Source organism: Parafrankia irregularis, from assembly GCF_001536285.1.
Classification (GTDB): domain Bacteria; phylum Actinomycetota; class Actinomycetes; order Frankiales; family Frankiaceae; genus Parafrankia; species Parafrankia irregularis.
On the sequence record NZ_FAOZ01000009.1, the window covers coordinates 245,443 to 268,923 of the forward strand.

The 23,481-nt window shown below is 71.5% G+C and carries 20 protein-coding genes; 11 read left to right on the forward strand and 9 right to left on the reverse strand.

Annotated elements, in window-relative coordinates:
• Window positions 1-66: 66 nt before the first annotated feature.
• On the reverse strand, window positions 67-576 hold the full coding sequence (locus AWX74_RS17325; protein ID WP_091277856.1) for a winged helix-turn-helix transcriptional regulator: 510 nt from the start codon (window positions 574-576) through the stop codon (window positions 67-69).
• Between the two features lie 54 nt (window positions 577-630).
• Between AWX74_RS17325 and AWX74_RS17330 the strand changes: the two genes are divergently transcribed.
• The 7 genes from AWX74_RS17330 to AWX74_RS17360 all read left to right on the forward strand — a co-directional run bounded on the left by AWX74_RS17330 (window position 631) and on the right by AWX74_RS17360 (window position 11,140).
• Entirely contained in the window at window positions 631-2,067 is a 1,437-nt protein-coding gene (locus AWX74_RS17330) for an MFS transporter (RefSeq protein WP_091277860.1), read from the forward strand.
• A gap of 151 nt (window positions 2,068-2,218) precedes the next feature.
• Window positions 2,219-3,943, forward strand: a complete 1,725-nt coding sequence (locus tag AWX74_RS17335) for an N-acyl-D-amino-acid deacylase family protein (RefSeq protein ID WP_091277861.1) — start codon at window positions 2,219-2,221, stop codon at window positions 3,941-3,943.
• A gap of 16 nt (window positions 3,944-3,959) precedes the next feature.
• Window positions 3,960-5,186: an amidohydrolase family protein gene (locus tag AWX74_RS17340; RefSeq protein ID WP_091277863.1), complete on the forward strand. Its 1,227-nt coding sequence runs from the start codon at window positions 3,960-3,962 to the stop codon at window positions 5,184-5,186.
• Between the two features lie 180 nt (window positions 5,187-5,366).
• Window positions 5,367-5,771, forward strand: coding sequence for a GNAT family N-acetyltransferase (locus AWX74_RS17345; protein WP_226931673.1), 405 nt, complete (start codon window positions 5,367-5,369; stop codon window positions 5,769-5,771).
• Window positions 5,772-6,154: 383 nt separating this feature from the next.
• On the forward strand, window positions 6,155-7,465 hold the full coding sequence (locus AWX74_RS17350; protein WP_091277934.1) for an ABC transporter substrate-binding protein: 1,311 nt from the start codon (window positions 6,155-6,157) through the stop codon (window positions 7,463-7,465).
• 37 nt (window positions 7,466-7,502) lie between these two features.
• Window positions 7,503-10,421: a branched-chain amino acid ABC transporter permease/ATP-binding protein gene (locus AWX74_RS17355; protein WP_091277865.1), complete on the forward strand. Its 2,919-nt coding sequence runs from the start codon at window positions 7,503-7,505 to the stop codon at window positions 10,419-10,421.
• Between the two features lie 5 nt (window positions 10,422-10,426).
• Window positions 10,427-11,140, forward strand: a complete 714-nt coding sequence (locus tag AWX74_RS17360) for an ABC transporter ATP-binding protein (RefSeq protein WP_091277936.1) — start codon at window positions 10,427-10,429, stop codon at window positions 11,138-11,140.
• An 88-nt stretch (window positions 11,141-11,228) separates the two neighbouring features.
• Here the strand turns inward: AWX74_RS17360 and AWX74_RS17365 are convergent, their stop codons facing one another.
• A complete protein-coding gene (locus AWX74_RS17365) occupies window positions 11,229-11,717 on the reverse strand; it encodes an SRPBCC family protein (RefSeq protein WP_091277867.1) in 489 nt (162 codons plus the stop codon).
• 156 nt (window positions 11,718-11,873) lie between these two features.
• Window positions 11,874-12,467, reverse strand: coding sequence for a TetR/AcrR family transcriptional regulator (locus AWX74_RS17370; RefSeq protein WP_165615667.1), 594 nt, complete (start codon window positions 12,465-12,467; stop codon window positions 11,874-11,876).
• Window positions 12,468-12,713: 246 nt separating this feature from the next.
• On the opposite strand from AWX74_RS17370, the gene AWX74_RS17375 reads away from it, so the two are divergent.
• Window positions 12,714-13,538 (forward strand): PaaI family thioesterase, encoded by an 825-nt coding sequence (locus AWX74_RS17375; protein WP_091277872.1) that lies wholly within the window; start codon window positions 12,714-12,716, stop codon window positions 13,536-13,538.
• Between the two features lie 5 nt (window positions 13,539-13,543).
• On the opposite strand, the gene AWX74_RS17380 is transcribed toward AWX74_RS17375, so the two are convergent.
• Window positions 13,544-14,683, reverse strand: coding sequence for a CapA family protein (locus tag AWX74_RS17380; RefSeq protein WP_242666284.1), 1,140 nt, complete (start codon window positions 14,681-14,683; stop codon window positions 13,544-13,546).
• 577 nt (window positions 14,684-15,260) lie between these two features.
• Between AWX74_RS17380 and AWX74_RS17385 the strand changes: the two genes are divergently transcribed.
• Both AWX74_RS17385 and AWX74_RS17390 read left to right on the forward strand, forming a co-directional pair.
• Entirely contained in the window at window positions 15,261-16,016 is a 756-nt protein-coding gene (locus AWX74_RS17385; protein WP_091277876.1) for an NPP1 family protein, read from the forward strand.
• 43 nt (window positions 16,017-16,059) lie between these two features.
• Complete coding sequence (locus AWX74_RS17390; protein ID WP_311983543.1) at window positions 16,060-16,728, forward strand: Maf family protein; 669 nt, start codon at window positions 16,060-16,062, stop codon at window positions 16,726-16,728.
• An 82-nt stretch (window positions 16,729-16,810) separates the two neighbouring features.
• Here AWX74_RS17390 and AWX74_RS17395 read toward each other — a convergent pair whose 3' ends face one another.
• The 4 genes from AWX74_RS17395 to AWX74_RS42060 all read right to left on the reverse strand — a co-directional run bounded on the left by AWX74_RS17395 (window position 16,811) and on the right by AWX74_RS42060 (window position 21,259).
• The gene (locus tag AWX74_RS17395; protein ID WP_091277880.1) at window positions 16,811-18,082 is read right to left on the reverse strand and encodes a patatin-like phospholipase family protein; all 1,272 of its coding nucleotides are present in this window, start codon (window positions 18,080-18,082) and stop codon (window positions 16,811-16,813) included.
• A gap of 258 nt (window positions 18,083-18,340) precedes the next feature.
• Complete coding sequence (locus AWX74_RS17400) at window positions 18,341-18,709, reverse strand: FKBP-type peptidyl-prolyl cis-trans isomerase (RefSeq protein WP_054567922.1); 369 nt, start codon at window positions 18,707-18,709, stop codon at window positions 18,341-18,343.
• A 10-nt stretch (window positions 18,710-18,719) separates the two neighbouring features.
• Window positions 18,720-19,469 carry an HAD family hydrolase gene (locus AWX74_RS17405; protein ID WP_226930834.1) on the reverse strand — a complete coding sequence of 250 codons (750 nt, stop codon included), beginning with the start codon at window positions 19,467-19,469 and terminating at the stop codon, window positions 18,720-18,722.
• Window positions 19,470-19,639: 170 nt separating this feature from the next.
• Window positions 19,640-21,259 (reverse strand): helix-turn-helix domain-containing protein, encoded by a 1,620-nt coding sequence (locus AWX74_RS42060; RefSeq protein WP_091277882.1) that lies wholly within the window; start codon window positions 21,257-21,259, stop codon window positions 19,640-19,642.
• A 575-nt stretch (window positions 21,260-21,834) separates the two neighbouring features.
• Between AWX74_RS42060 and AWX74_RS17415 the strand changes: the two genes are divergently transcribed.
• The gene (locus tag AWX74_RS17415; RefSeq protein WP_091277885.1) at window positions 21,835-22,956 is read left to right on the forward strand and encodes a winged helix DNA-binding domain-containing protein; all 1,122 of its coding nucleotides are present in this window, start codon (window positions 21,835-21,837) and stop codon (window positions 22,954-22,956) included.
• Between the two features lie 20 nt (window positions 22,957-22,976).
• Here AWX74_RS17415 and AWX74_RS17420 read toward each other — a convergent pair whose 3' ends face one another.
• Window positions 22,977-23,480 (reverse strand): SRPBCC family protein, encoded by a 504-nt coding sequence (locus AWX74_RS17420; RefSeq protein ID WP_091277886.1) that lies wholly within the window; start codon window positions 23,478-23,480, stop codon window positions 22,977-22,979.
• Between the last annotated feature and the right edge of the window lies 1 nt (window position 23,481).

Consider the following 23,481-nt stretch of genomic DNA (forward strand, 5'->3'; position numbering starts at 1 on the left):
TCGCGGAACCGTCATTGGGGTTCTGGGACCGTGCGTCAGGCGCCGCGCTTCTGACGGTCACACGGATCACCTGTGCGCCGAGTCGTTGTCGGTGGTCGGGTGAGAGCGGGTCGAGGCGATGATGCCGTCGTGGTCGCCGGGGCCGGCGATCGCCCGTAGGTCGCGCGGGCCGACCGGCTCCCCGCACTGTGAGCAGGTCAGGGCGGTGTGCATGATCTCCCCGCAGCCGGTGTGCCGCAGCTGCAGCGGAGGTCCGTCTGGTGCCGCGTACTGGTCGCCCCACTCCCGCATGGCGGTCAGGACGGGCCACAGCGCGCGGCCCTTGTCGGTCAGCCGGTAGTCGTACCGCACCGGATGGTCCTGGTAGGGCATCCGGGCCAGCACCCCTGCCTCGACGAGCCCCGCGAGGCGTTGGTTGAGCACGTTGCGGGAGATCCCGAGCCGCCGCTGGAACTCGTCGAAGCGGGTCACGCCGAGGAAGGCGTCCCGGACGATCAGCATCGTCCACCACTCGCCGATGACCTCGAGGCACTGCGCGACGGAGCAGTGCATGTCGGCGAAGCTCTTGCGCTCCATGTCCTCACGCTAGTGGGTTGCTTGATAGAACTGCAAACCCCTACGGTGAGTCCTATGACAGAACTCATGGTGGGGCGGCGGCGCGGCGCGTCGTCGGGCCGGATCGCTCCTCGCCGGGGCGCCGCGGCGTCCGGGCGCGAGGTGCTGCTGATCGTGTGCGCCGGCGTGGTGCTGGTGAACCTCGACCTGTTCGTGGTCAATGTGGCCCTGCCGCAGATCGCCCGCGACCTCGGCGAACGTGACCTCGGCACGCTGTCCTGGGTGCTGAACGGGTACGCCGTGGTCTACGCGGCGCTGTTGGTCTTCTTCGGCCGCCTCGCCGACCGGTACCGGCGCGACCTCGGTTTCCTGCTCGGCGTCGCGGTGTTCACGGTGGCCTCGGCCGCCTGCGCCGCGGCAACCAGCGTCGCGATGCTGATCGGTTTCCGGCTGCTGCAGGCCGTCGGCGCCGCGCTGGTCACCCCGACCTCGCTGGGCCTGGTGCTCGCGGCTCATTCCGCCGAGCGCCGCCAGGGCGCGGTCCGCGCCTGGACCGCTGTCGGCGGCATGGCGGCGGCGGTCGGCCCGGTGGTCGGCGGCCTGCTCGTCGCCGCGAGCTGGCGCTGGACGTTCCTGGTGAACATCCCGATCGGCGTCGCGGCCCTCGCGGTCGGCTACCGCAGGCTGCCGCATCTGGCCGGCCAGCCGACAGAACGCCCCGACGCGCTCGGCGTGCTGCTGGCGACGGGGGGAGTGGGGCTGCTGACCGCCGGGCTCGTGCGCGGCGGTGACTGGGGCTGGTCGTCGCCGCCGCTGCTCGCCACCCTGCTCGGCGGCGCGGTGCTGGTGGCGCTGTTCGCGGCGCACTGCGCGGCGAGTCGGAACCCGCTGGTCGCGCCGGCGCTGTTCACGAACCGAGCCTTCACCGGTGCATCGGCGGTGGCGGTCCTGTTCTCGGCGTCCTTCGCCGGGATGCTGCTGTCGATCGTGCTCTGGGTGCAGGGGTACTGGGGCTGGTCGGCGCTGCGCGCGGGCCTGGCGATCGCCCCGGGGCCGCTGATGGTCCCGCTGGTGTCCTTCGGTGTCGCCGGTGCCCTGATCGCGCGCTTCGGGCCGGCGGTCGTCATGGCTTCCGGCAGCGCCGTGTTCGGCGCAGGACTGGCCTGGTGGGCGCTGGCGATCACCGTTGAGCCGAACTACGTCTCCGGCATGCTCGGCGGCATGATCCTCACCGGGGTCGGTGTCGGCCTGACGCTGCCGACCCTGATGGCCGCCGCGGCCGCGTCGCTGCCGCCGCAGGCGTTCGCAACCGGGTCCGCCGTCGTCAACATGATCCGCCAGATCGGTTTCGTGCTGGGAGTGGCCGTCATCATCGCCGTGATCGGTGGGTCGTCCGCTGGCGCGGGCGTGCCGCTGGGTGTCTTCCGGAACGCGTGGTGGGTGGCCGCCGCGCTCGCCTTCGCCGGCATCGTTCCCACAGTCCTGCTGGCGCGCATTCGTCCGCGACCATAGCGCCACCATCCGCGCCAGTATTGACACTGCTGAGTGCCACATACGACACTCCTCGATGCCCATTGTGTCGGGTGTCACGGAAGGTGGCAGCGGGTGGTGTTGCCTCCGGCTCGGCCCGGGCGAGATCGCATCCGAGGGAGGCGCTGAGGCAATGTCCTTATATGATCTTGTGATCAAGGGTGGGACCGTCATCGACGGCCTGCAGACCCCGCGTTACCGGGCTGATGTCGCCATCAGGGGCGGCCAGGTCGTGCAGATCGGTCGGGTGAGCGCGTCGGACGGCGCCGAGGTCGTCGACGCGTCCGGCAAGGTCGTGGCGCCCGGGTTCGTCGACCTGCACACCCACTACGACAGCCAGGTCTTCTGGGACCCGTGGTGCACGATGTCCGGCTGGCACGGCGTGACGAGCGTCGTGATCGGCAACTGCGGCTTCGGGTTCGCGCCCTGCAAGCCGGCCGACCGCGAGCGGGCGATGCTGAGCCTGTCGCGCAACGAGGCCGTCCCGATGGAGACGATGCGGGTCGGGATGCCGTGGGACTGGGAGACGTTCCCCGAGTTCCTCGACAGCGTCGACCGCACGCCCAAGGGCGTGAACGTGATGTCGTTCGTGCCGCTTTCGCCGCTCTACGGCTACGTCGTCGGCCTGGACGAGGCCAAGTCCCGGACGGTGACCGACGATGAGCTGGCCCGGATGTGTGCGCTGCTCGTCCAGGCGATGGAGGCTGGCGCCTGCGGGCTGAGCGCCCAGATCCTCGGCGAGGTCGGCAACGTCCAGCTCGACTACGACGGCACCCCGATGGTCACCGACCTGATGAGCGAGCGGGAGGTGCGCGCGTTCTGCCGGGCGCTGGGCTCGCTGGGCCGCGGCGTCGCCCAGGTCACCTCCCCGCTGGAGACGGCGGCCTTCATGGCCCGCGAGAGCGGCCGGCCGATCATCTGGAACGCGCTGCTCGCCGACGGCGCCCTCAACCAGCACGGCGGCCAGATGATCACGCACCGGGACGCGCTGAAGCGGCTCGCCGAGCTCAACGAGGACGAGGGCGTACGCGTCTTCGCGCAGGCGTTGACCACCAACTTCGCCTCCGAGTTCACGTTCGAGGAGTACAACCTCGCCGACGCCATCCCCTGCTGGAAGGAGGCGCTGCTCGGCACGGTCGAGGAGAAGCGGGTCAAGCTGTCCGACCCGGCCCGGCGGGCGGCGATGAAGGAGGTCCACGAGCAGCGGGGCGGCCTCTTCGGCGCCGGCTACCCGCTCAACGACATCAAGGTGCACTGGATCTCCAGCGACGTCTCCCGCGCCCGCCACCTCAAGGACACCTACGAGGGCTACACCGTCGGCGAGATCGCCGCCCGGGAGGGCAAGCACCCCATCGACGCCATGCTCGACGTCGCCGTCGCCGGTGAGCTGCGGGTCGGGTTCGCGACGCCGCTGCTGGAGACGCCGCCCGAGTCCATGCGGGAGATCGCCAACGCGCCCGTCGCGCTGCCCGGCGTCAGCGACGGCGGCGCGCACACGAAGTTCGTCACCACAGCGCGCTACCCCAGCGAGCTGCTCGGCCTGTGGGTGCGCGAGCACGGGATCATGTCGCTGGAGCAGGCGCACTGGCGGCTGTCGGCCTACCCGGCCGCCGCCGCCGGGCTGAAGGGCCGGGGTTTCCTCGCCGAGGGGGCGCCGGCCGACGTGATCGTCTACGACCCGCAGACCGTGGACAGCCTGCCCGCCGAGAGGGTGTGGGACTACCCGGCCGGCGAATGGCGCCTCATCCAGAAGGCCGTCGGCTACGACCGGATCATCGTCAACGGAAGGACGACGTTCGTCGACGGTGAATGCACCGAGGAAACACCGGGCCGGCTGCTCCGCCACGGCACGGACTGAAAGCGGGATGACAGTCATGGCAGCTGGCACCGGCTCATCGGGTATAGACACGGTTTTCGACGCCGACAACCACTACTGGGAGTCGAGCGACGCCTTCACCCGCCACCGCGACCCGCGGTTCGCCGACCGTGGCCTACGTGTGGTCGAGGTCGACGGCACCCCACGCTATTTTCTCGGTGATCGCGCGCACCCCATCCTGCCCGGCCCGGGAGATGCGCATCCGCGACCGCGCCCGGGCGCGTTGTTCGACTACTTCAGCGGGCGTTCGGACAAGGGCTCGATCGGCCACGAGCTTTCCTGCGAGGTGCCCGCCGAGCATCCGGAGTGGTTCGACCGTGACGCCAGGCTGGCCTGTATGGACGCCCAGGGCGTCGAGGCGGTCTGGATGTTCCCGTCCCACGCCGTGTGCATCGAGGGGCCGATGCAGCCGGACATCGAGGGCGCGCTGGAGGTGCTTCGCGCCTTCAACCGCTGGGTCGACGACGACTGGGGCTTCGCATACAAGAACCGGATCTTCGGCGCGCCCTTCCTGTCGCTGTCCGATCCGGATGGCGCCGTCGCCGAGCTGGAATGGGCACTGGAACGCGGCGCGCGGGTGGTCAGCATTCGCAACGGCCCGGCCTTCACCCCGGACGGCACGATCTCGCCGGCGGATCCCGTCTTCGATCCGTTCTGGGCCCGGGTGCAGGAGGCGGGCATCGTCGTAGCGCCGCACCTCGGCTATGACGAGGGCTATCGCGAGGTGGAGATGGCCGTCGCGCGGGCCTGGGGCTACCGGGCCGCCGAGCGAACCGGGGACACCAACGCGCTCACCGTGAGCGAGCCGTTCGTGCAGATGCTGATGAAGCACCGCCTCGTGCACGACTTCGCCGCGGCACTGGTCACCCATGGGCTTTTCGAGCGCCATCCCGGGCTGCGCTTCGCCTTCATCGAAAGCGGCGGAATCTGGGTCGGCCCGCTGCTGCACGGGTTGGAACTGCTCGCCGCGCAGCACCCCGGAACGTTCCGCACCTCGCCGGTCGACCAGTTCATCGAGCACTGCTGGGTCGCTCCGTTCGTGGAGGACCGGGTCGAGGACCTGGCCGCCCACCTCCCGGTCGAACGGATCCTGTTCGGCTCGGACTGGCCGCATGCCGAGGGCCTGCGCGAGCCCAGGGACTTCCTCGCGGGACTGGCCGGGTTCTCTCCGCAGGCGCAGCGGCGAATCATGGTGGACAACGCCCGTGAGCTGACCTTGCCCTGAGCCTCCGTGAACGTCACCGGACGGTCGTCGCGTCGTGCACGACAGACGCGCCCGGGGCCGGTGTTCCCCGGATGCGCGGCGGCCCGCCGCCGCGCATCCGGGAGACCTACGCTGCTGGATGGGAACGAATCGCGTTCAGGACGGGTGGGATCGGTGAGGATAGAACCGGCGGACGATGCCATGTTCCGTGAACGCGACGCCTGGCGTTATGACCCGCCCTACGACTTCTATGACAGCGACGGACTGCCCGTGAAGAATCCGGAGCTGTTCTTCGCCGTGCGCGAGGAGCGGGGAGGTCTCGCCGGCTTCTACTTCTTCGAGCCGTGTGGCGACGCGTTGTTCTATGGGCTCGGCCTGCGGCCGGACCTCACCGGTCGCGGGCTTGGCGAGCGGTTCGTCCGCGCTGGGCTGGCGTTCGCCGAGCCCATCCACGGCCGGCGCCGCGTCGTGCTCCACGTCGCGGCCTTCAACGAACGCGCCGTCCGCGTGTACCGGCGCGCCGGTTTCGTCGAGACGGGTCGGCATTCCGAGGCCTTCGACGGTTACGGTCCCGTCGAGTTCGTCGACATGGAAAAGCCTGGCTGATCACCCACCGGGCTCGGGGCTGTGCCGGGCAGGGCTGTCGCAGGGCAGGGCTGTCGCCGGGCGGGGGTGACCCGCCCGGCGTGAACGGCCTGGGGTGAACGGCCGGGGTCCGTCGCATCCCTGGATTGCTCATGGGCAAAAAGTCAATATCGAACTCGATATTGACTTTGATGAAACCCGCTGTCACGATCGGTCTCCCAGGCGGCGGGGACGACGTTCGATGTCGCTGACCTGGACCTTCTGGAGATCCGAGGCCGGCCACGCGGCTGTGTCGACGCGGTGTCGATGCGTGGGCCGAGTGCATCCCGACGTCCCGACGTCCCGACCGACCCCGCGCATCCCGACCGACTGCGCGCAATTCGACCGACAGTGGAGTGGCGACCATGCAGCGAACCCAGCACTCGTCCGAACCGAGCCCGCGTCGGCGGCGCCGAAGCCGTGGGGTCCACGCACGGGGGGCTGTCGCGGCCCTGTCGGCCCTGACGCTGCTGCTGGTCGCCGGCTGCGGCGGCGGCGACAGCGACAAGCCCGCCGCTGCCGACGCCGCCGGCAGCGGCACCGCTGCCGCCGGCTTACTCGGGCCGGCGGATCCGGCCTCCGGCGCACCGGTGCGCATCGGGCTCATCTCCGATGGCAAGGGCCCCGTCTCCGACCTGTCCATCGAAGGCGACGTCGCAAACGCGACCGTGAAGTACCTCAACGAGCACCGCGGCGGGCTCGCCGGCCGGCCGATCGAGCTCGTCGAGTGCGACGCGCTGGCCGACCCGGCCAAGGGCACCGACTGCGCGAACCGGATGGTCGAGGAGGACGTCGCCGCCGTGCTGGTCGGCTCCTCGTCCGTCGCCGAGGCCATCTGGGAGCCCCTGCACGAGGCCCGCATGCCGGTGATGCTCGCCTACGCGGCCGGAGCACCGCTCAAGGACACCGAGTCGACGTTCGCGCTGACCGACACGTCCTACACGATCAACGCGCTCGTCCAGCTCGCGAAGAGCCAGGGCGTGAAGAAGGTGACGATCGTCGCCATCGACGTGCCGTCCACGATGGTCGTCCTGCGCGCGTCCGCACCGAAGTTCAATGCCGTGGGCATCGAGCTGGAGTCCGTCCCGGTCCCGCCGGGAACCGCGGACATGACACCTCAGATGCAGGGCGTCGCCGACGGCAAGCCCGGGCTCGTGCAGATCGTCGGGAACGACGCCTTCTGCATCGCGGCGCTGAACGGCCTGCGCGCGGTCGCCTACGACGGAGCCATCACCCCGATCTCCAACTGCATGTCCGACAAGACCCGTAAGGCCGTGCCGGGCGACTTCCTCGAGGGCGCGGTCGTCCCTGCGATGGCGCCGATCGGTGCCGACAACCCGTCCACCCAGCTGTACAACACGGTCGCGACGACCTACGGCAAGGGCATCGACACCGGACGCATCGCCGGGATGAACATGTTCATGGAGGTCGCCGCGTTCGAGGCCGCGGCCGACGGCGTCACCGGGGACATCACCGGCGATTCGATCATCAAGGCGATCCGGGCGATGCCGGAGACGGAGCTGCCCGCCGGCGGCGGCCTGAAGTTCCGGTGCAACAGCAAGGCCTTCCCGTCGCTGCCCGCGGTGTGCGTGCGCGGCTGGTTGACCACGACGCTGGATGGCTCGGGCCACGCCACCGAGTACAAGTCCGTCAACGCCACGCCGATCGAGAGCTGAGCCGACCCGCGCCCAGGACGCCGATCAGGAGATCGCCATGGATCATCTCGGTTCACTGCTGCTCGGGCTCGGTAACGGAGGGGTGTACGCGGCGCTCGCCCTGGCGCTGGTCCTCACCTATCGCAGCTCGGGGGTCATCAACTTCGCGACCGGGGCGGTGGCCTCCTACGTCGCCTACTCCTACGCGGCCCTGCGGGACGGGCAGCTGCTGGTGCTGCTCCCCGGCCTGCCGACCTACGCCGAACTGGGCGGGCCGCTGGGGCTTGCCCCGGCGCTGGTGATCGCGCTGCTCATCGGCGGGTTGCTGGGCGCGGTGCTCTACGTGCTGGTGTTCCGGCCGCTGCGGGAGGCACCGCCGCTGGCCCGGGCGGTGGCCTCGCTCGGCGTCCTGGTGGTCCTCCAGTCGCTGCTGGCGATCCGGGTCGGCACCGCGCCGGTGTCGGTGGGCAACATCTTCCCGTCCGAGCGGTGGGAGATCGGGTCGCTGCTGATCCTGTCCGACCGGCTGTACCTCGCGGTGACGGTGGTGGCGCTCGCCGTCGCCCTGTGGGCTGCCTTTCGCTTCACCCGGTTCGGCCTGCTGACCAGGGCCGCCGCCGAGTCGCAGACCGGTGCGTTCGTCAGCGGGGTGAAGCCGGACCAGCTGGCACTGTACAACTGGATGATCAGCGGTGTGGTCGCCGGAGCCGCCGGGATCCTGATCGCGCCGCTGAGCCCGCTGGCACCGAGCACGTACACCCTGTTCGTCGTGCCGGCACTGGCGGCGGCCGTGGTCGGCGGTTTCCAGAACCTGCTGCCCACGGTGGCCGCCGGGCTGGCGGTGGGAATGCTGCAGTCCGAGGCGACCAGTCTGGCCGGCGACCACTCCTGGCTGCCGAGGACCGGCTCCTCGGAGCTGGTGCCACTGATCGTGATCATGGTGGCGTTGCTGGCCACCGGCCGGGCGATGCCGATCCGCGGCGGGCTCGTCCGCCAGTCGCTCGGCCGGGCACCGCGGCCACGCTCGCTGACCATGCCCACCGTGGTCGGCACCGCGATCGCGGTGGTCGCGCTGCTGGCGACCGACGGCACCTGGCGGGCCGCGGTGATCGGCACCTTCATCGCCGCGATCATCGGCCTGTCACTGGTCGTGGTGACCGGCTACGCCGGGCAGGTCTCCCTCGCCCAGTTGGCGCTCGCCGGCGCCGCCGCGTTCACGCTGTCCGGGCTGACCCAGAGCTGGCATGTGCCGTTCCCGTTCGCGCCGCTGCTCGCGGCCCTGTTCGCGGCGGGGCTCGGCGTCGTCATCGGGCTGCCGGCGCTGCGGCTGCGCGGGCTGACCCTGGGCATCGTCACGCTCGCACTGGCCTACGCGATGGAGGCCGTCTGGTTCCGCAACACCGACATCGTCGACGCCGAGGGCGCCCGGGTCACCCAGCCGTCGCTGTTCGGCCTCGACCTCGGGATCGGCAGTGGGAAGGCCTTCCCCCGGATCGAGTTCGGCCTGCTGTGCCTGGCCGTGCTGGTGGCGGTCTGCTGGGGGGTGGCCAGGCTGCGGATGAGCGCGCTCGGCTCGGCCATGCTCGCCGTGCGCGCCAACGAGCGCTCCGCGGCGGGAATCGGCGTGAACGTGGTGCGGATCAAGGTGATCAGCTTCGCGCTGGCCTCCTTCATCGCCGGTCTCGGCGGCGCGCTGCTGGCCTACCGCCGCGGCGTCGTCACCTACGACTCGTTCACCGCGATCGGCGGCCTGACTCTGCTGGCCACCGCCTACCTGGCCGGTGTCACGTCGGTCTACGGCGGGATCACCGCGGGCATCACCGCCGGGACGGGCATCGTCTTCATCGCGTTCGACCGGTGGGTGCACGTCGGGGACTGGTTCTCCGTGCTGTCCGGGCTGGCCGTGATCGCCGTCCTCATCGGTCACCCCGAAGGCGTCGCCAGTGGCGGCCACGACCTCGCCGACCGTCTCGCCGAACGCCGCGCCCGGCGCCGCCCGGACGGCAGCCCGCCGACGGCTGTGACGCCGGGGACCGCGGGGACGCCGGCTGCGCCCGTGACATCCCCGGCGTCCGAGGAGACCCCATCGACGACCGCCGTGAAGCCGGAGACAACCGTGGAGCCGGAGACAGTGGTTCGCCGGGACACACGGCCGCTGCTCGTCGACGGCCTGACCGTCCGCTACGGCGGGATGACGGCGGTGTCGGACGTCTCGATGCGTGTCGAACCCGGGAAGATCGTCGGACTGATCGGCCCCAACGGCGCGGGCAAGACCAGCGTCATCGACGCCATCACCGGCTTCACCCGGGCCACCGGAACCGTCCGCCTGGGTGAGGCGCGCCTCGACACCGAGCCGACCCACCGCAGGATCCATCAGGGCCTCGGACGCACCTTCCAGTCCCTGGAACTCCACGACGACCTGACCGTCGCCGAGAACGTCAGCGCCGCCCTGTACGGCGTCCGCGGTGAACGGCGCCATCGCGCCCTGGCGGACGCGCTCGCCCTGGTCGGCCTCACGGACCGGGCGCAGCGCCCGGCCGGCGAGCTCAGCCACGGTGAACGACAGCTCGTGTCGATCGCCCGGGCCTGTGCGGCGCAGCCCGAGGTCCTGCTGCTCGACGAGCCGGCCGCCGGCCTCGACACGACCGAGTCGGCCTGGCTCGGCGCGAAGGTCCGCTCCATCGCCCGGACCGGTGTCGGCGTTCTCCTCGTCGACCACGACGTGGCCCTGGTGCTCGGCGTCTGCGACCACATCTACGTGCTCGACTTCGGGAAGGTCATCGCCGAGGGCGACCCGGCGGCGATCCGCGCCGACCGGGCCGTCGCCGACGCCTACCTCGGCACCGTCCACGACTCGGACGCACCGCATGCGCCGGACACAACCGTCGCGTCGACCACAGCCGGGCCAGCCGCGGCAGACGGGGCAGGCGGGCCTGCCGGGCCGGCGGAGGCCGAGGCCGCGGCGGTGGGGCGGTGACCACGATGCTCAGCTGTTCCGGGCTTGCCGGTGGCCGCGGCGCGACCACCGTGTTCCGCGACATCGACCTCACCGTGGACGCGGGCTCCGTGCTCGCCCTGCTCGGGCCGAACGGTGCCGGCAAGACGACGTTGCTGCTGACCCTTGCCGGCCTGCTGCCGGTCAAGGGCGGCACGGTCAGCCTCGACGGAAAGCCGCTGCGCGGTGGGCGGCCGAACGTCGCCAACGCGGCCGGTGTCGTGCTCGTCCCGGACAACCGATGCCTGTTCAACACGCTCACCGTCGAGGAGAACCTCCGCGTCGCGACACGCCGCGGCGGGCCCGAACCGAAGGCGATGCTGGAGATCTTCCCGGACCTCGAGAAACGCTGGAGCATCCCGGCGGGGGCGCTTTCCGGCGGCGAGCAGCAGATGCTGGCGCTGGCGCGGGCGCTGATCCAGCAGCCGAAGGTCCTGCTCGTGGACGAGCTCAGCATGGGTCTGGCGCCGCTGGTGGTCGCGGCCCTGTTCCGGACCGTCCGGCGGATCGCCGACGAGCACGGCTGCGCGGTGCTGCTCGTCGAGCAGCATGTCGACCTCGCGCTCGGCGTCGCGACCCAGGCGGCCGTCCTGCGCCGGGGCGAGGTCGTGCTCAGCGGCCCGGCGGCGGAACTGGCCGGGGACTCGGGGCGCCTCGAACAGGCCTACTTCGGGGCCCCCGAGCCGGCGCCCAGCCGGTGAGCGGGCCGGGCCGCCGGGGCGTTGTCAGGCTGAGCTGGTGATGAGGTTGCTGCGCTGACGACGAAGTGGAGAGCCGTCCGGGTGCGGGTCAGCCCGCGGACTGCGGACGGCTCTCCACCGTGCGCGCCAGAATGCCCAGGGTCGCGCGCAGCGCCGCCTCCGGAATGACCGGGAAGACGCCGGCTCCTCGGTAGGCGTCGTCGATCTGGCTCCAGTCGTAGTAGGAGGTCACCGCCGCCCCGATCTCGCTGGGCGCGAGCCGGTAGCCGTAGAGGTGGCGCAGCGGCGGGTCGATCAGCCCGCTGATCGTCCATTCGATCAGGGCGTCCCGTTCGAACCGGGTGATCGTCACCGTGACGTCGTACTTTCCGAGCGGATAGTCGTTGAGGGATTCCCGGTCCATGTGGACGACGAAGTGGTCGCCGACCCCCGCCACCGGGTCGCCCTCCGCCGACTGCAGCATGCCCGAGCTGTCGATCGCGACATGCCCCCGCGGATCGCACAGCACGGAGAAGACCTGCGCGGGTGATGCGGCGATCTGGCGCGTCACCTCGAAACGTTCGGTTTCCTCGCTCATTTTCTCCTCGTCACTCCTGGTCGATGCACAGCGGCCGGGCGCGGTCCGCCACCACGGATATACCGGGAATCCCGGCCACGCGCCGAACCGGTGTCTGGTTTCCTGTCACCTGCCGCATGGTCAGGCGGTGAGCCGGCGTCGAGCGGTGAGCCGGCGTCAGGCGGTGAGCTGGCGGAGCGTGGTGAGGATGGCCTCGTAGGCCAGCGCGCTCGCGGTCTGCCAGTCCCGCCGGGCGTCGGTGACGACAGCAGCCGTGAAATGCGAGCTGAGATGGGCGCTGACGGTCGTGACCAGCTTCGCGGGCGGATCCTGGCCGCCGCCGCTCGCCTGCCAGAGCGTCTGGGTGATCTCGCTGATCCGGGAGTGCCACTGGTGGAGCAGGTCGGCCTGCACGGCCGCGAGGTCCGGCGGCAGTTCGGACCGTGACGCCAGCTCCCAGTAGCCGGGGCCGATCGAGTCGTTCATCCGGTGGGCCGCCTCGCAGGTCGCTCGCAGCCAGTGCTCGGTGCCCCCCTCGTACGCGGGCAGCTCCCGCAGGTAGGCGTCCATCGCCGTGCGGAAGCCGCTGGCGATGAGCTTCTCGCGGGTGCCGAAGAGACGGAACAGGGTGCGGCGGCTGACGCCGGAGGCCTCGGCCAGCTGGTCCATCGTCGCGTCGAGACTGTTCTCGATGACGAAGCGCCGGGCAGCCGTGAGCACATGGTCAAGCGCGGCCTGCCGCTTGGCCTCGGCGAGCGGCCGTTCAGTCACGGTCATTCATCCACGCTAGCTCCCGACACTTATCGGTGCCATTGCTGGCACTGGTGAATGTCAAGATTTGTTGTGCCGTTTGGCCGTGTTGCCGGGCCGAGTGGGCACCGTCTCGCGGTCGGTCCCGTCGGCGGGGCCCGGTCGCCCACCGAAGGGTCGCTTGCGGGTGAGCAGTGGCGGGTGCGACGGTGGGCGGAGCAAGCGACTGTCGATCGGCCGCCTTTCACGGCCTGCGGGGGAATCGCCATGACATCGACTGCGCCCGCGGGGCCCGCTGACCCGGCGCCCGACGAGGCCGGCACCGGCACCGACGTCGGGCCGCGGCGCCACATCGTCGCAGAGCTCGGCATGCAGACGTCCGGTGAGGGCACGACGCGGCGCGGCCAGGCGGAGGTCAGGCCCGAGGTGTGCCTGCCGGGAACCTCGCTGCTGCGGACGTCCGTGCTCGCGACCTGGGCGGACGTCCTGGCCGGCTCGGTGGCCGCGCAGGCGAGGTACCCACGCATCTCGGTCACGCTGGAGCTGGAGGTGCAGGTCCGCCGCACGCCGCGGGTCGGTGACCGGGTGGAGGCCGTGGCCACCGCGATCAAGATCGGTCAGACCGTGACGGTGTGCGAGACCCGCTTCTTCGACGGTCGCACCGGGGAGCTGGCGGCGCTGTCGTACGCGTCGTTCGTCGTCTCGCCGAACCCGGCGCACGTCTTCCCGGCCGGATTCCCGAAACTGAGCCCGGCCAGCACCGTGCTGACCGAGCCGCTCGCCGACCGTGTCGGCCGCACGGTCACCAAGCCCGGTGAGATCGAGATGCCGCGCCGGCTGGACGGGCTGAACTCCTCGGGCGCGATCCAGGGCGGCCTGGTGGCCTTCGCAGCCGAGGAGGCGGTGCTGTCGCTGCTCGACGAGCCGGCCGACCTGTGCTCCCTGAACGTCCGCTACCTGCGCCCGATCTCCACCGGGCCGGCGCGTGCCACCGCCCGTCTCCACGGCGGTTTCGCCGACGTGGAGATCACCGACGCCGGGACGGGCAAGCTCACCACCCTCGTGACCGCCCGGCTCCCCACCCCGGACTGACTGACTCACCCCGGTGGCGATGTCCGCAGCCGTAGTTCGAGCCGGTCGATCAGGGGGTCTCGCGGTGGCCCCGCGAAGCGGGTGCCGAAGCCGCCGCTGATCCGCTCGAGGAGCGTACGAAGCCAGACGGTGTCCGCGTGCTCCGCGTGCTCCAGGCGCATCCGCCGCGCACGCAGGGGAACAATCCGCAGCCCTGCCAGGCTCGTGTCGCTCGTGTCGCTCGCGTCGACGTCGAAGGAGACGAAATAGGCCAGCCGCAGATCGTCCCGGTACTGCTCGTAACCCGTGATGCCCTCGTAGTCATTGACGAAGTCGCCGCAGCCGTAGAGGACGAGCCTGTCCCGGTACACCTCGACCGGACGCGGATGGTGCGACGAGTGCCCGTGCACGATGTCCACACCGCCGTCGATCAGTCGGTGCGCGAAGCCGATCTGCTCGTCGCTCACACCGTAGCCCCAGTTGGATCCCCAGTGGATGGACGCGACCACGAGGTCGGCGGGGTGCTTCACCCGCCGGACGCGGGCGGTGACCTCGGCCGCGGCGGCCTCCGAGAAGTCGGGGACGACGTCGACACCAGGCCGGGCCGCTGTCGCGGCCCACGTCGGCGGAACGCCACTGGAGGGCGTGCCGAGGGAGAAGACCACCACCCGCTGGCCCGCGCCGATCCCCACCGCGGCAGGGCGATGTGCCTCGTCGAGACGGACTCCGGCTCCCGCCACTGTCAGCCCGGTCGCGGACAGCGCGTCGAGGGTCTCGACGAGTCCCGCCCGGCCGAAGTCGAGCACATGGTTGTTCGCCAGTGCGCACACGTCAGGCCGGGCAGCGGCCAGGCAGGGCAGGTTCGCCGGGTTCATTCGATAGTGGACCAGCTTGCTCGGGTCCGCGTCGTCGCACCGGGTGATGCTCGTTTCGAGGTTCACCACCCGCACGTCGGGCCGGACCTCGTCGAACACGGACAGCGCCTCGCCCCAGGGCCAGCCGAAGCCGACCGGACGGGTGACCGGGCCGTTCGCCGCCTCCGCCATTCCCACGTAGGTGCGGGCATCACGGACCAACGGTTCCGAAAGGTGCGGGTCGCCCGGATGCGGCAGGATCTGGTCCACGCCGCGGCCGAGCATCACGTCGCCGCACAGAAACAACGTCACCCGCCGTCGTCGGCGGGTCTGCCGTGGAGACACGGCCAACACCTCACCTGGCCACATCGTCCGTGACCTTCGACCGAACGAATTTCAGTTTTCGGGATCAAGGCGCAAAAATGCGATGCCGGCCTGCCTTCTCCCGCGATTTCCACCCGGTCCGGCTGGGAAAGGAATCGCCCGTTCCCTCACGGTAGCCGTGCCGGGCCGCCGGTGCTCGCCCGCGGCCGGCCGGGCGATCCCTGGATGCGGTGACGGTCACGTGGTGGCCGGCCAGGCGGCTCCCCGGCCCGTGGCCTCGGCCGCGAGGATGCTTCCGCCAGCTCATCGGTAATCTTCCGTACGCGATTCGTTCCCGTGTTCTTCGGCTGGTGTCGGTGGCCCGGCCATGAATTCGGTGCGGTGCCGCCCGGGAAAGCGGATCGAGGCTCTCCGGCGGTGCTCCGACCTGCGGCATTCCAATATTCTCCCGCGCTTCATCATGGCGAAATGTTTTGCGTCTCCGGCGGCTGATGGTTGATCAGAGAATGGGTGCCGCACGCCTACCCGACCGCCTGACCCGTGCCGCGGTCGACCAGGAGGAGAAGTGTCGAGAAAGAGAAGGCGGCTGAGGATCACGTTTGTCCTCGGCTGCGCCGCCGCGCTGGTGGGCTTCCTCGGTGGTGTCGCGCTGGCGGCCCCACCGGCGGCGCTGCCTGCCAATGCCGATTCCTTCGAGCAGACCTTCCAGCCGGCCTATGACTACGACACCGACGGCTGCTACCCCACTCCCGCGATCGGTCCGACCGGAGTGCTCAACGGCGGGCTCAACCCGTCGGGTGCGCTCAACGGGCAGTGCCACGACACGAGTGACCTCGACAACACCAACGGCTATTCGCGGTACAAGTGCAACAACGGCTGGTGCGCGATCATCTACGGGCTCTACTTCGAGAAGGACCAGGCCACCGTAGGGGGCCACCGGCACGACTGGGAACACGTCGTCGTGTGGGTGCAGAACAACCAGGCGCAGTATGTCTCCACCTCGGCACACGGCAACTTCAACATCTACCCGAGCAGCCAGATCCGCTGGGAGGGCACACACCCGAAGATCGTCTACCACAAGGACGGTCTGAGCACGCACTGCTTCCGTCCCGCGAACTCGGGCGACGAGCCGCCGGAGAACGCCTACCACACCTGGCAGTATCCCGACCTGGTCGGCTGGAACGGCTACCCGGCCGGCATCCGTGACACCCTGTCCGGGGCCAACTGGGGCAGCGCCGTGTTCGGCCTGAAGGACGGCAACTTCAACAACCACCTCGCGTTGGCGAAGCCGGCAGGAATAGCCTTCGACCCCAACACCTGACCGTTTCGCGGCCCGAGGCGGGGCGGCCGGTAGCGTGGGCGCCGTGGCTGGCTACCGGATCATCCTTGCCTCGGGATCGCCGCGCCGTCGCGAGATCATGACGAGGATGGGGCTCGCCTTCACCGTCGTCACCAGCGGCGTGGACGAGACGGTCGAGAGCTACGACGATCCGCCCGACTTCGCCCTGCAACTCGCGCGCCGCAAGGCACTGGCAGTCGCAGCTACCGGGGCAGTCGCAGCTACCGGGGCAGCCGCGGGTATGGAGGCAGCCGCGGGGACGGCAGCGGGCTTCGCGCGGGACGCGCTGGTCATCGGCTGCGACACGATCGTCGAGCTCGACGGGAACATCCTCGGCAAGCCGACGGACGAGCAGGACGCCACGCGGATGCTACGAGCCCTGCGCGGCCGCACGCACCGGGTCATCACGGCCGTGGTGGTGGTGCACGATGAGTCCGGCACCGACCTGGGCCGGAGCACGACCACCGCGGTGACCATGCGCGACTTCGGCGACGACGAGCTTGCCGCCTACGTCGCCTCCGGCGAGCCGTTCGACAAGGCGGGCAGCTACGCGATCCAGGGCGCCGGCGGTGCGTTGGTGGCGCACTACGACGGTGCCTACGACAACGTCGTCGGCCTCCCCGCGGACGTCGTCGCCGCACTGCTGCGCGACGCCACCGCCGCCGCCTCGTCACACCGGCCCTCAGCTGGCTGAAGGCGGGCACCGGCGGCACCTTCTGAAGCGGCAGACCGGGGAACCATTCCGCCGGCTCTCCACGCCCCCGGGGAGAGCAGTGCTATTCCTGCGACTTCTTCGTGCCGCCGGTGCTTCTGGTGCTTCGCGTGCCTGTTGTGCCGGGTCCGGCGGGAGCGCGTTTACCGCCTGCGCGGCGGGTCTGGGCGGCGGGTTTGGCACCGGTGGCGGACGTCGTCGTGTGGGCCGACGTCGCGGAGCGCGGAGCCTTCGCGGCGGCGGCGGCTTTCGCGGCTGTGGATTCCTTCGCGGTGAGGGAGGCCGTCGCCGCGGCTGACGTGGCGGCGTCCGCCGCGGCGGTGGCCTCCTGCCCGCGCAGGGCGGGATCAAGGAGGAACGCGGCGGCAGCCGCCTGGCCGCGGTGAAGCAGCATCTGCCGCCCGGCCGCGCTGAGCCCGAAGTCGGTGATGCCGACGCCCGAGGTATCGATCTCCATCGTCCGGTAGCGCACCCCGAACCGATCCATGTGGGTCTGGTCGTGCCCGACGAGGGCGGTGGCGACGACGGCCTTCAGCAGATCCAGGGGCGCCGGGGTCGGGAGAATGCGCAACAGCGGCGAAAGGTCCCCGAGCCCTCCGGGCAGGTCGGGGAACAGGCTGACCCCGATGGTGGGCCAGCGGGCGGGCTGCCCGTCCGTCCGGTCGAAGATGTCGATGGGGAAGTTCGACAGCAAGCCGCCGTCCACGATCGTGGACGTAATGCCCTCCAGCGGATTGTGCAGGGTGCACGGTTCGAAGTAGAACGGGATCGACGCCGACATGCGCACGGCGTCGGCGACGAGCTGGGTGTCCGGGTCGAGCCCGAGGCGGGGGTAGTCCCACGGCAGGCGCAGCAGGCGGCCGTGGGTGACGTCGGTGGCCATCACCACCAGCCGGTAGCGGTGCTCGGCCGGCAGGTTCGGGTCGGCGCCGGAATCGCGTCGGCGCAACTGGCCGAACGTGGTCACCCCGAGCCGGTCGAGCTCCTGGTACATCCAGCCGTGCAGGTAGTCGCCCTGGTAGGCCCCGCTGCGAGTGGCGAGGCCCAGGCTCTCGCTGATGCCCGGCAGCCAGGGCGGCATCCGGTCGGGGACCCGGGCGAGGTCCAGCCGGTCGATGGCGGACCGCAGGCCCGCGCTGTCCGCCCCGGCGGCGACGAGTGCGGCCCCCACGGCACCGACGGAGGTACCGGCCGCCCGTTCGAACGTGTAGCCGGCTTCGAGCAGGTGCATCACCGCCCCGGCCGTCGCCAGGCCTTTCACCCCGCCGCCCTCAAGGACGAGATCGGCTCGGAGCGCCGCCTGCGAGGGCGACGACGACCGCGATGCACTGGGCACGTCCGGCCAGCCTCCCTCGAGTCGCTCCCGCCGGGCGGCGGGGCGACGGCCGCGGCTGGCCGGCCGGCCGGTGCCGTCCGGGGGCGTTCGGCGGCAGCCCGGACGGCTGCCGTTTCCCGCTCCCGCGGACGATGTCGCCCCCGGGCTCCCGAGGCAAGGCGCGGCCCGTTCCCGCGTTTGCGCCACGCACCCGCGCAACGGTGTGCGGCGCGGACGGAACCCGGCGAGAACGGGCCGGCGGGACGAATGCCCGGCGCGTCAGTTGACGCTGAGCAGGTCCACCACGAAGACGAGGGTCTCGTTGGGCTTGATCTGGCCGCCGGCGCCCCGGGCGCCGTAACCGAGGTGCGGGGGAATGACGAGCTGGCGGCGGCCGCCGACCTTCATTCCCTGCACGCCCTGATCCCAGCCGGAGATCACCTGGCCGGCACCGAGCCGGAAGCGGAAGGGCTGACCGCGGTTGTACGAGGCGTCGAACTCCTCACCCGAGCTGTGCGCGACGCCGACGTAGTGGACGGAGACCGTCTGCCCCGCGGTGGCCTCGGCGCCGGTGCCCTCGGTGATGTCCTGGACGACCAGGTCGGTCGGCGGGGTCGGGTCGACGAAATCGATTTCGGGCTTCTCCATAAGCCCCACCCTAGTGAGCGACCCGACGTGCACCCGCGACCGAGGTCGGCGGTGCGGTCGGCGCGGCCCGCGACGTGGTCGGTGCGGTCGGTGCGGCGGGCGGGAGGCCGAGCACGTGCCGCAGATGCGGGGCGGTGAGATCCCCGACGGTGAGGTGGGAGGCCAGGACGAGCTGCGGGCGCCCGGGCACGCCGATGACGAACATGCCGGCGGCGCGGGCGGCGTCGACCCCGGGAGGCGAGTCCTCGATGGCGATGCTGCGTGCCGGCGGGGCGCCGAGCGCGGCGCAGGCCCGCAGATAGATGTCGGGATGGGGCTTGGGCTGGTCGGTGTCCTCCCCGCCGAGGACGGCGGAGAAGGCGTCAGTCAGGCCGGCGCCGGCCAGATGCTGGTGGACGAGGTCGCGGGGGGCACTGGAGGCGACGGCCAGCGGGTAGCCGAGCGCGGCGAGCTCGCGAACCAGGTGGACGGCACCCAGACGGGCGGGCGCGCCGGCGGCGAGCTCGGCGGTGACGAGGTCGAGGATGTCGCCGATCAGCCTGCTGCCGTGGTGGTCAGGGAAACCGAGCGCGGCGGTGAGGACGCGGCCGACTACGGACAGCGGCTGGCCGATGAGCGTGTCGTGATGGTCGGGGGTGAAGACGCGGTCATGGTGGCCGAACAGGGTGGTATAGGCCCGGTGCCAGCAGATCTCGCTGTCGACCAGGGTTCCGTCGCAGTCGAACACGACGGCGGACGGCGGCTGCGTCGGTGGCGTCAACGCGCTCTCCTCCATGCCGGTTGGTGCTGGGCCGGTGGGTGCTGGCCGGACGGACGCCGCGGGCGCCGTCCCCGCGGACCGTAGCCGGAGGGTCCGACATTCCCGGGAAACCGGCAAGGCCGCCGACGGGTGCGCCGCGCCGTGGCACGTCGCCGGATCGGCGTCCCGGTTCAGGGCACCGACCAGAGCCGGGTGGTGCGGTCGATGCCCGCGCTGGCGAGCGTGTGGCCGCCGGGAGCGAACCGCACCGACAGCACCCAGCCGTTGTGGCCGGTCAGCGGATGGCCCAGCGGCTTCGGGTGGGCTGGGTCGGAGACGTCCCACAGTCGGATCGCCGCGTCGAAGCCTCCGGTGGCCAGGGTCCGGCCGTCGGGGGAGTAGGCGAGGGACCAGATCCGGTTGGCGTGCCCGCGCAGCGGACCGGCGAGCAGGCGCGGCCGCGCGGCGTCGTCGAGGTTCCACAGCTGGACGGAGCCGTCGGCCTCGCCGACGGCGAGCACCCGGCTGGCCGCGGCGGGTGGCCGGCCGTCGGCGGTGCGCGCCGGGCCGTCGGTGGTGGGCGCGGGCCTGCGCGGAGCGAACGCCACGGCGTAGGCGGGTGTGGGCGTCGCGGGCCCCGGCGGCAGCCTGCGCGGCGCGTGCCGGTCGGAGACATCCCAGAGCAGGATCGTGTCGCCGTTGCCGCCACCGGCCAGGATCCGGTCGTCGGGGGAGAAGGCCACCGAGGTGACATACGTGGTGTCACCGGAGAGCTGGGCGGTCTGGCGTGGGGCGCCGCTGCCCGACAGGTCCCACAGCCGGATCGTCCGGTCGTCGCTGCCGGTGGCGAGGGTGCGCCCGTCGGTGGAGAACACCACCGACCAGACGGGTTTCGTGTGCCCGGCGAGCGCCTGCCCCGCCGATGCCGGCTTCCTGCGGTCGGTGACGTCCCAGAGCCACACGTCGCCCTGCCAGTCGCCGCCCGCGAGGGTCCGCCCGTCGGGGGAGAAGGCGACCGTGGTGACACCCGCCTGTGGCCCGGTCAGTTCCAGCGCGAGGCGCCGGGGCGACGCCCGGTCGGTGACGTCCCACAGCGCCACCTCGCCGTCCCGGTTGCTGGTGGCCATCAGCTGCCCGTCCGCGGAGAACACCGCGGACAACGCCCAGTCGCCGCCCGCGGTCAGCGGACGCCCGAGCTGCTGTGCGGCAGGCCCGGCCACCGCTGCTTCCTGGTCGGGCAGGGCCGTCACCACCACGGCCGCGCAGGCTGTGCCGAGAAACAGCAGGACGGCCGCGAGCGCGGCACCACGTCGCCGACGCCGCGGGCCCGGCCCGAGCCCCAGCACCGTCCGCAGGCTCCGGCGACCGCGGCCCGCCGGGGGAGCGGACGCCCCAGGCATGGCCGCCCCGTGCGCGGGTGCCTCGTGCGCAGGCGGCTCGTGGGCAGGCGGCTCAGGCGCAGGCGGCTCGGGTGGAGCGTCGGGCCCGGACGGATTCCCGGCGGGCCGCTCCGGGGCGCTCGCGGGCTTGCCGTCATCCAGGGGAGCGCCGGCCGGCTCGGTGCGTGAAGGAGGCGCTTTGGCGCCTTCCCAGAGCCGGAACAGCCGAGCGATCTCCTCGTTGTCCGCACCGCACAACCGTGCGATGCGTTCCAGCGTTCCGAACTCCACCGGAATCGTCCGGCCGGTGCAGTAGCGGTGCACGGTGGACTTGCTCGCGTTGACCCTCCGGCCGATCCATTCGTAGTTGTGGCCGCTGCGCTGCTTCAGCTCCGACAGGAGTGCGCCCAGCTCCTCGGAGTGTTTTGCCATCCGGACTGGCCTCCCAGCAAATGCGCACGGTGTCGAACGGTGGACATCCTGTTACCGTCGGGTCGCGTCAGTGACGGACCACGTCCCACACCGCCAAGATTACCGCAGGTCAGCACGGGTCGGCCGTCCCATCCCGCGACTCCTCCCCGAACGCGTTGTCAGGTGCGCCGCGCGGCTGACAGAATTTCGGGCGGGCACCGGTGGCCAGCACATCCGAGGGTGTCCCGAAGGAATTCCAGAACGTGTGATGTGAAGTGTGGGAAATCCACCTCGGCCCGCGGAGGAATTGGCGCGAGGGAATTTGGTACCGGCCGGCGCGAAGAAGTCGAGAAAGAATACCGTGAAACGGCTCGCGCCAGGCACCGGCCATGCGGAGCCACGGCCGTGGCCACCCGGCCGGACGGCCGGCGCACGCCCGGCCCGACCGTCCGGCCGGGCACACCCGCGCCCGGGTGCCGGGTGCCCCAGGCCTGTGGTCATGCCATCGGGGGGTGGCATGACCGCGGACCCGGGGCACCCGGACCGTCGCCTCGTGGGAGCCCGAACTGTCGGCGGTGCCTCCTATCGTGGCGGGCATGGTCGACGAGGTGGCACGGGCGGAGGTGCTGGCGTTCCGGGCGCACGCCCAGCAGCTGGATGGCGCGGCGATCGCGCCGGGCGGCGCGGCCGTGCTCGACTTCGGCGTTCAGGACACCGGGCCCGACGGTGGGCGGTGGGCGCTGGCGATCCGAGGCGCCGGGGCCACCGCCGGCCCCGTCCCCGGCCCCGGTGGCGGTGGCGGTGAGCTGGCGACGGTGTGGACGCTGCGCGGCGCGCCGCATCTCCACCGTCGAGAGGATCTGCCCACCGTGGCCGCGGCCACCGCGCCGTACTCGGAGGCCGACGCCGCGAAACGGATCTTCGATGCGGCGCGGCCGCTGCGCGCCGCCGGCATCAGTCCACTCGCCGCGTTGGACTCCGTCGCGGCGGCGATGCGCGGGCTGGTCACCGGTCCGATGGCCAAAGGCGAGGTGTCGGCTCGGCTGGCTGAGCTGATGGGCCCGCCGTACCTGCGCTTCTGCCGGCCCTGTCAGGCCACCCACCTGTACGAGCAGCCGTTCCGGCTCGCGGCGCTGCGCGCGGGCCTGGAGCTGGTGCCCGGTACCTCGCCGCCGGTGCTGCGGCCGATCCCCGGGCTCACCCCGGCTGCAACGGTGCCCGCGCGGTTCGACGTGATCCGGGGCTATCTGCGTTTTCTGGGCCCGGCGGCACCGAAGCAGGTGGCGGAGTTCCTCGACGCTCCGGTGAAGGAGATCCGAGCCCGCTGGCCCGCCGACGCCGTCGAGGTGTGCGTCGAGGGCGAGGCTCGGTGGATCCTCGCCGAGGACAGGGATCGCCTGGGGCACGGTGCTGTCACCGCGACCCGGCTGCTGGGGCCCTATGACCTCTTCCTGCAGGCTCGGGACAGGGCGTTGCTCGTCGGCGACCAGGCACGGGCGAAGGCCCTGTGGCCGGTGCTCGGCCGGCCCGGCGCCGTGCTCGTCGGCGGAGAGGTCGCCGGCCTGTGGCGCCCGCGGCAGACCGCCGGGAAGCTGCGGCTGAACCTGACGATGTGGCGCCCGCTCACCCAGGCCCTGCGCGCCTCGATCGACGCTCAGGCCGAGCGGCTCGCCGCCTTCCGGCAGGTGCGGCTCGTCGGCGTGGAGGCCGTGGACTGATCAGCCGTCGTGCCCACTGATCAGCCGTCGTGCCCTGCGTGCTCGTCGCCCTCGGCGGTGATCAGGTCCTCCAGGGCGCGCATGGACGTCTGGAAGGAGCGGCGCAGGCCGGGCTGTTGCAGGCGGTCGATGAGCCGGCCGATCGGGCCGAGGCCAGGTCGGTAGCGCACCGTGTAGGTCAGCCTGGTGCCCAGGCCGTCGCCGACCGGGACGGGTTCGACGTCGAACACGTTGGTCATGTCGTGCATCGGCGCGAAACCGGTGCCGGTGTCGACCCTCCGCCGGGGTGGGTCGAGCTCGCGGACCGTCCAGGTCGATCGGGTCGTCAGCGGGCCGACAGTGCGGTTGCGTTCGGAGTAGGTGCGCCCGACCGTCGCCTCGCCATGGTGGTCGGTGACCTCCAGAACTCCGGCGACCCATTCCGCGTACCGGCCGGTGGCGCTGAGGACCTCCCAGACCCGCTCCGCCGGAACCGCGAGCACGGCCGTCTCGCTGACCTCACTGACCTCGCTCGCCTCACTCATC

Bases quoted from the DNA above. Each gene is read 5' to 3' on its own strand.
- AWX74_RS17325 (WP_091277856.1), bottom strand. From the start codon at position 576: ATGGAGCGCAAGAGCTTCGCCGACATGCACTGCTCCGTCGCGCAGTGC.
- AWX74_RS17330 (WP_091277860.1), top strand. From the start codon at position 631: ATGACAGAACTCATGGTGGGGCGGCGGCGCGGCGCGTCGTCGGGCCGG.
- AWX74_RS17335 (WP_091277861.1), top strand. From the start codon at position 2,219: ATGTCCTTATATGATCTTGTGATCAAGGGTGGGACCGTCATCGACGGC.
- AWX74_RS17340 (WP_091277863.1), top strand. From the start codon at position 3,960: ATGGCAGCTGGCACCGGCTCATCGGGTATAGACACGGTTTTCGACGCC.
- AWX74_RS17345 (WP_226931673.1), top strand. From the start codon at position 5,367: ATGTTCCGTGAACGCGACGCCTGGCGTTATGACCCGCCCTACGACTTC.
- AWX74_RS17350 (WP_091277934.1), top strand. From the start codon at position 6,155: ATGCAGCGAACCCAGCACTCGTCCGAACCGAGCCCGCGTCGGCGGCGC.
- AWX74_RS17355 (WP_091277865.1), top strand. From the start codon at position 7,503: ATGGATCATCTCGGTTCACTGCTGCTCGGGCTCGGTAACGGAGGGGTG.
- AWX74_RS17360 (WP_091277936.1), top strand. From the start codon at position 10,427: ATGCTCAGCTGTTCCGGGCTTGCCGGTGGCCGCGGCGCGACCACCGTG.
- AWX74_RS17365 (WP_091277867.1), bottom strand. From the start codon at position 11,717: ATGAGCGAGGAAACCGAACGTTTCGAGGTGACGCGCCAGATCGCCGCA.
- AWX74_RS17375 (WP_091277872.1), top strand. From the start codon at position 12,714: ATGACATCGACTGCGCCCGCGGGGCCCGCTGACCCGGCGCCCGACGAG.
- AWX74_RS17400 (WP_054567922.1), bottom strand. From the start codon at position 18,709: ATGGAGAAGCCCGAAATCGATTTCGTCGACCCGACCCCGCCGACCGAC.
- AWX74_RS42060 (WP_091277882.1), bottom strand. From the start codon at position 21,259: ATGGCAAAACACTCCGAGGAGCTGGGCGCACTCCTGTCGGAGCTGAAG.
- AWX74_RS17415 (WP_091277885.1), top strand. From the start codon at position 21,835: ATGGTCGACGAGGTGGCACGGGCGGAGGTGCTGGCGTTCCGGGCGCAC.
- AWX74_RS17420 (WP_091277886.1), bottom strand. From the start codon at position 23,480: ATGAGTGAGGCGAGCGAGGTCAGTGAGGTCAGCGAGACGGCCGTGCTC.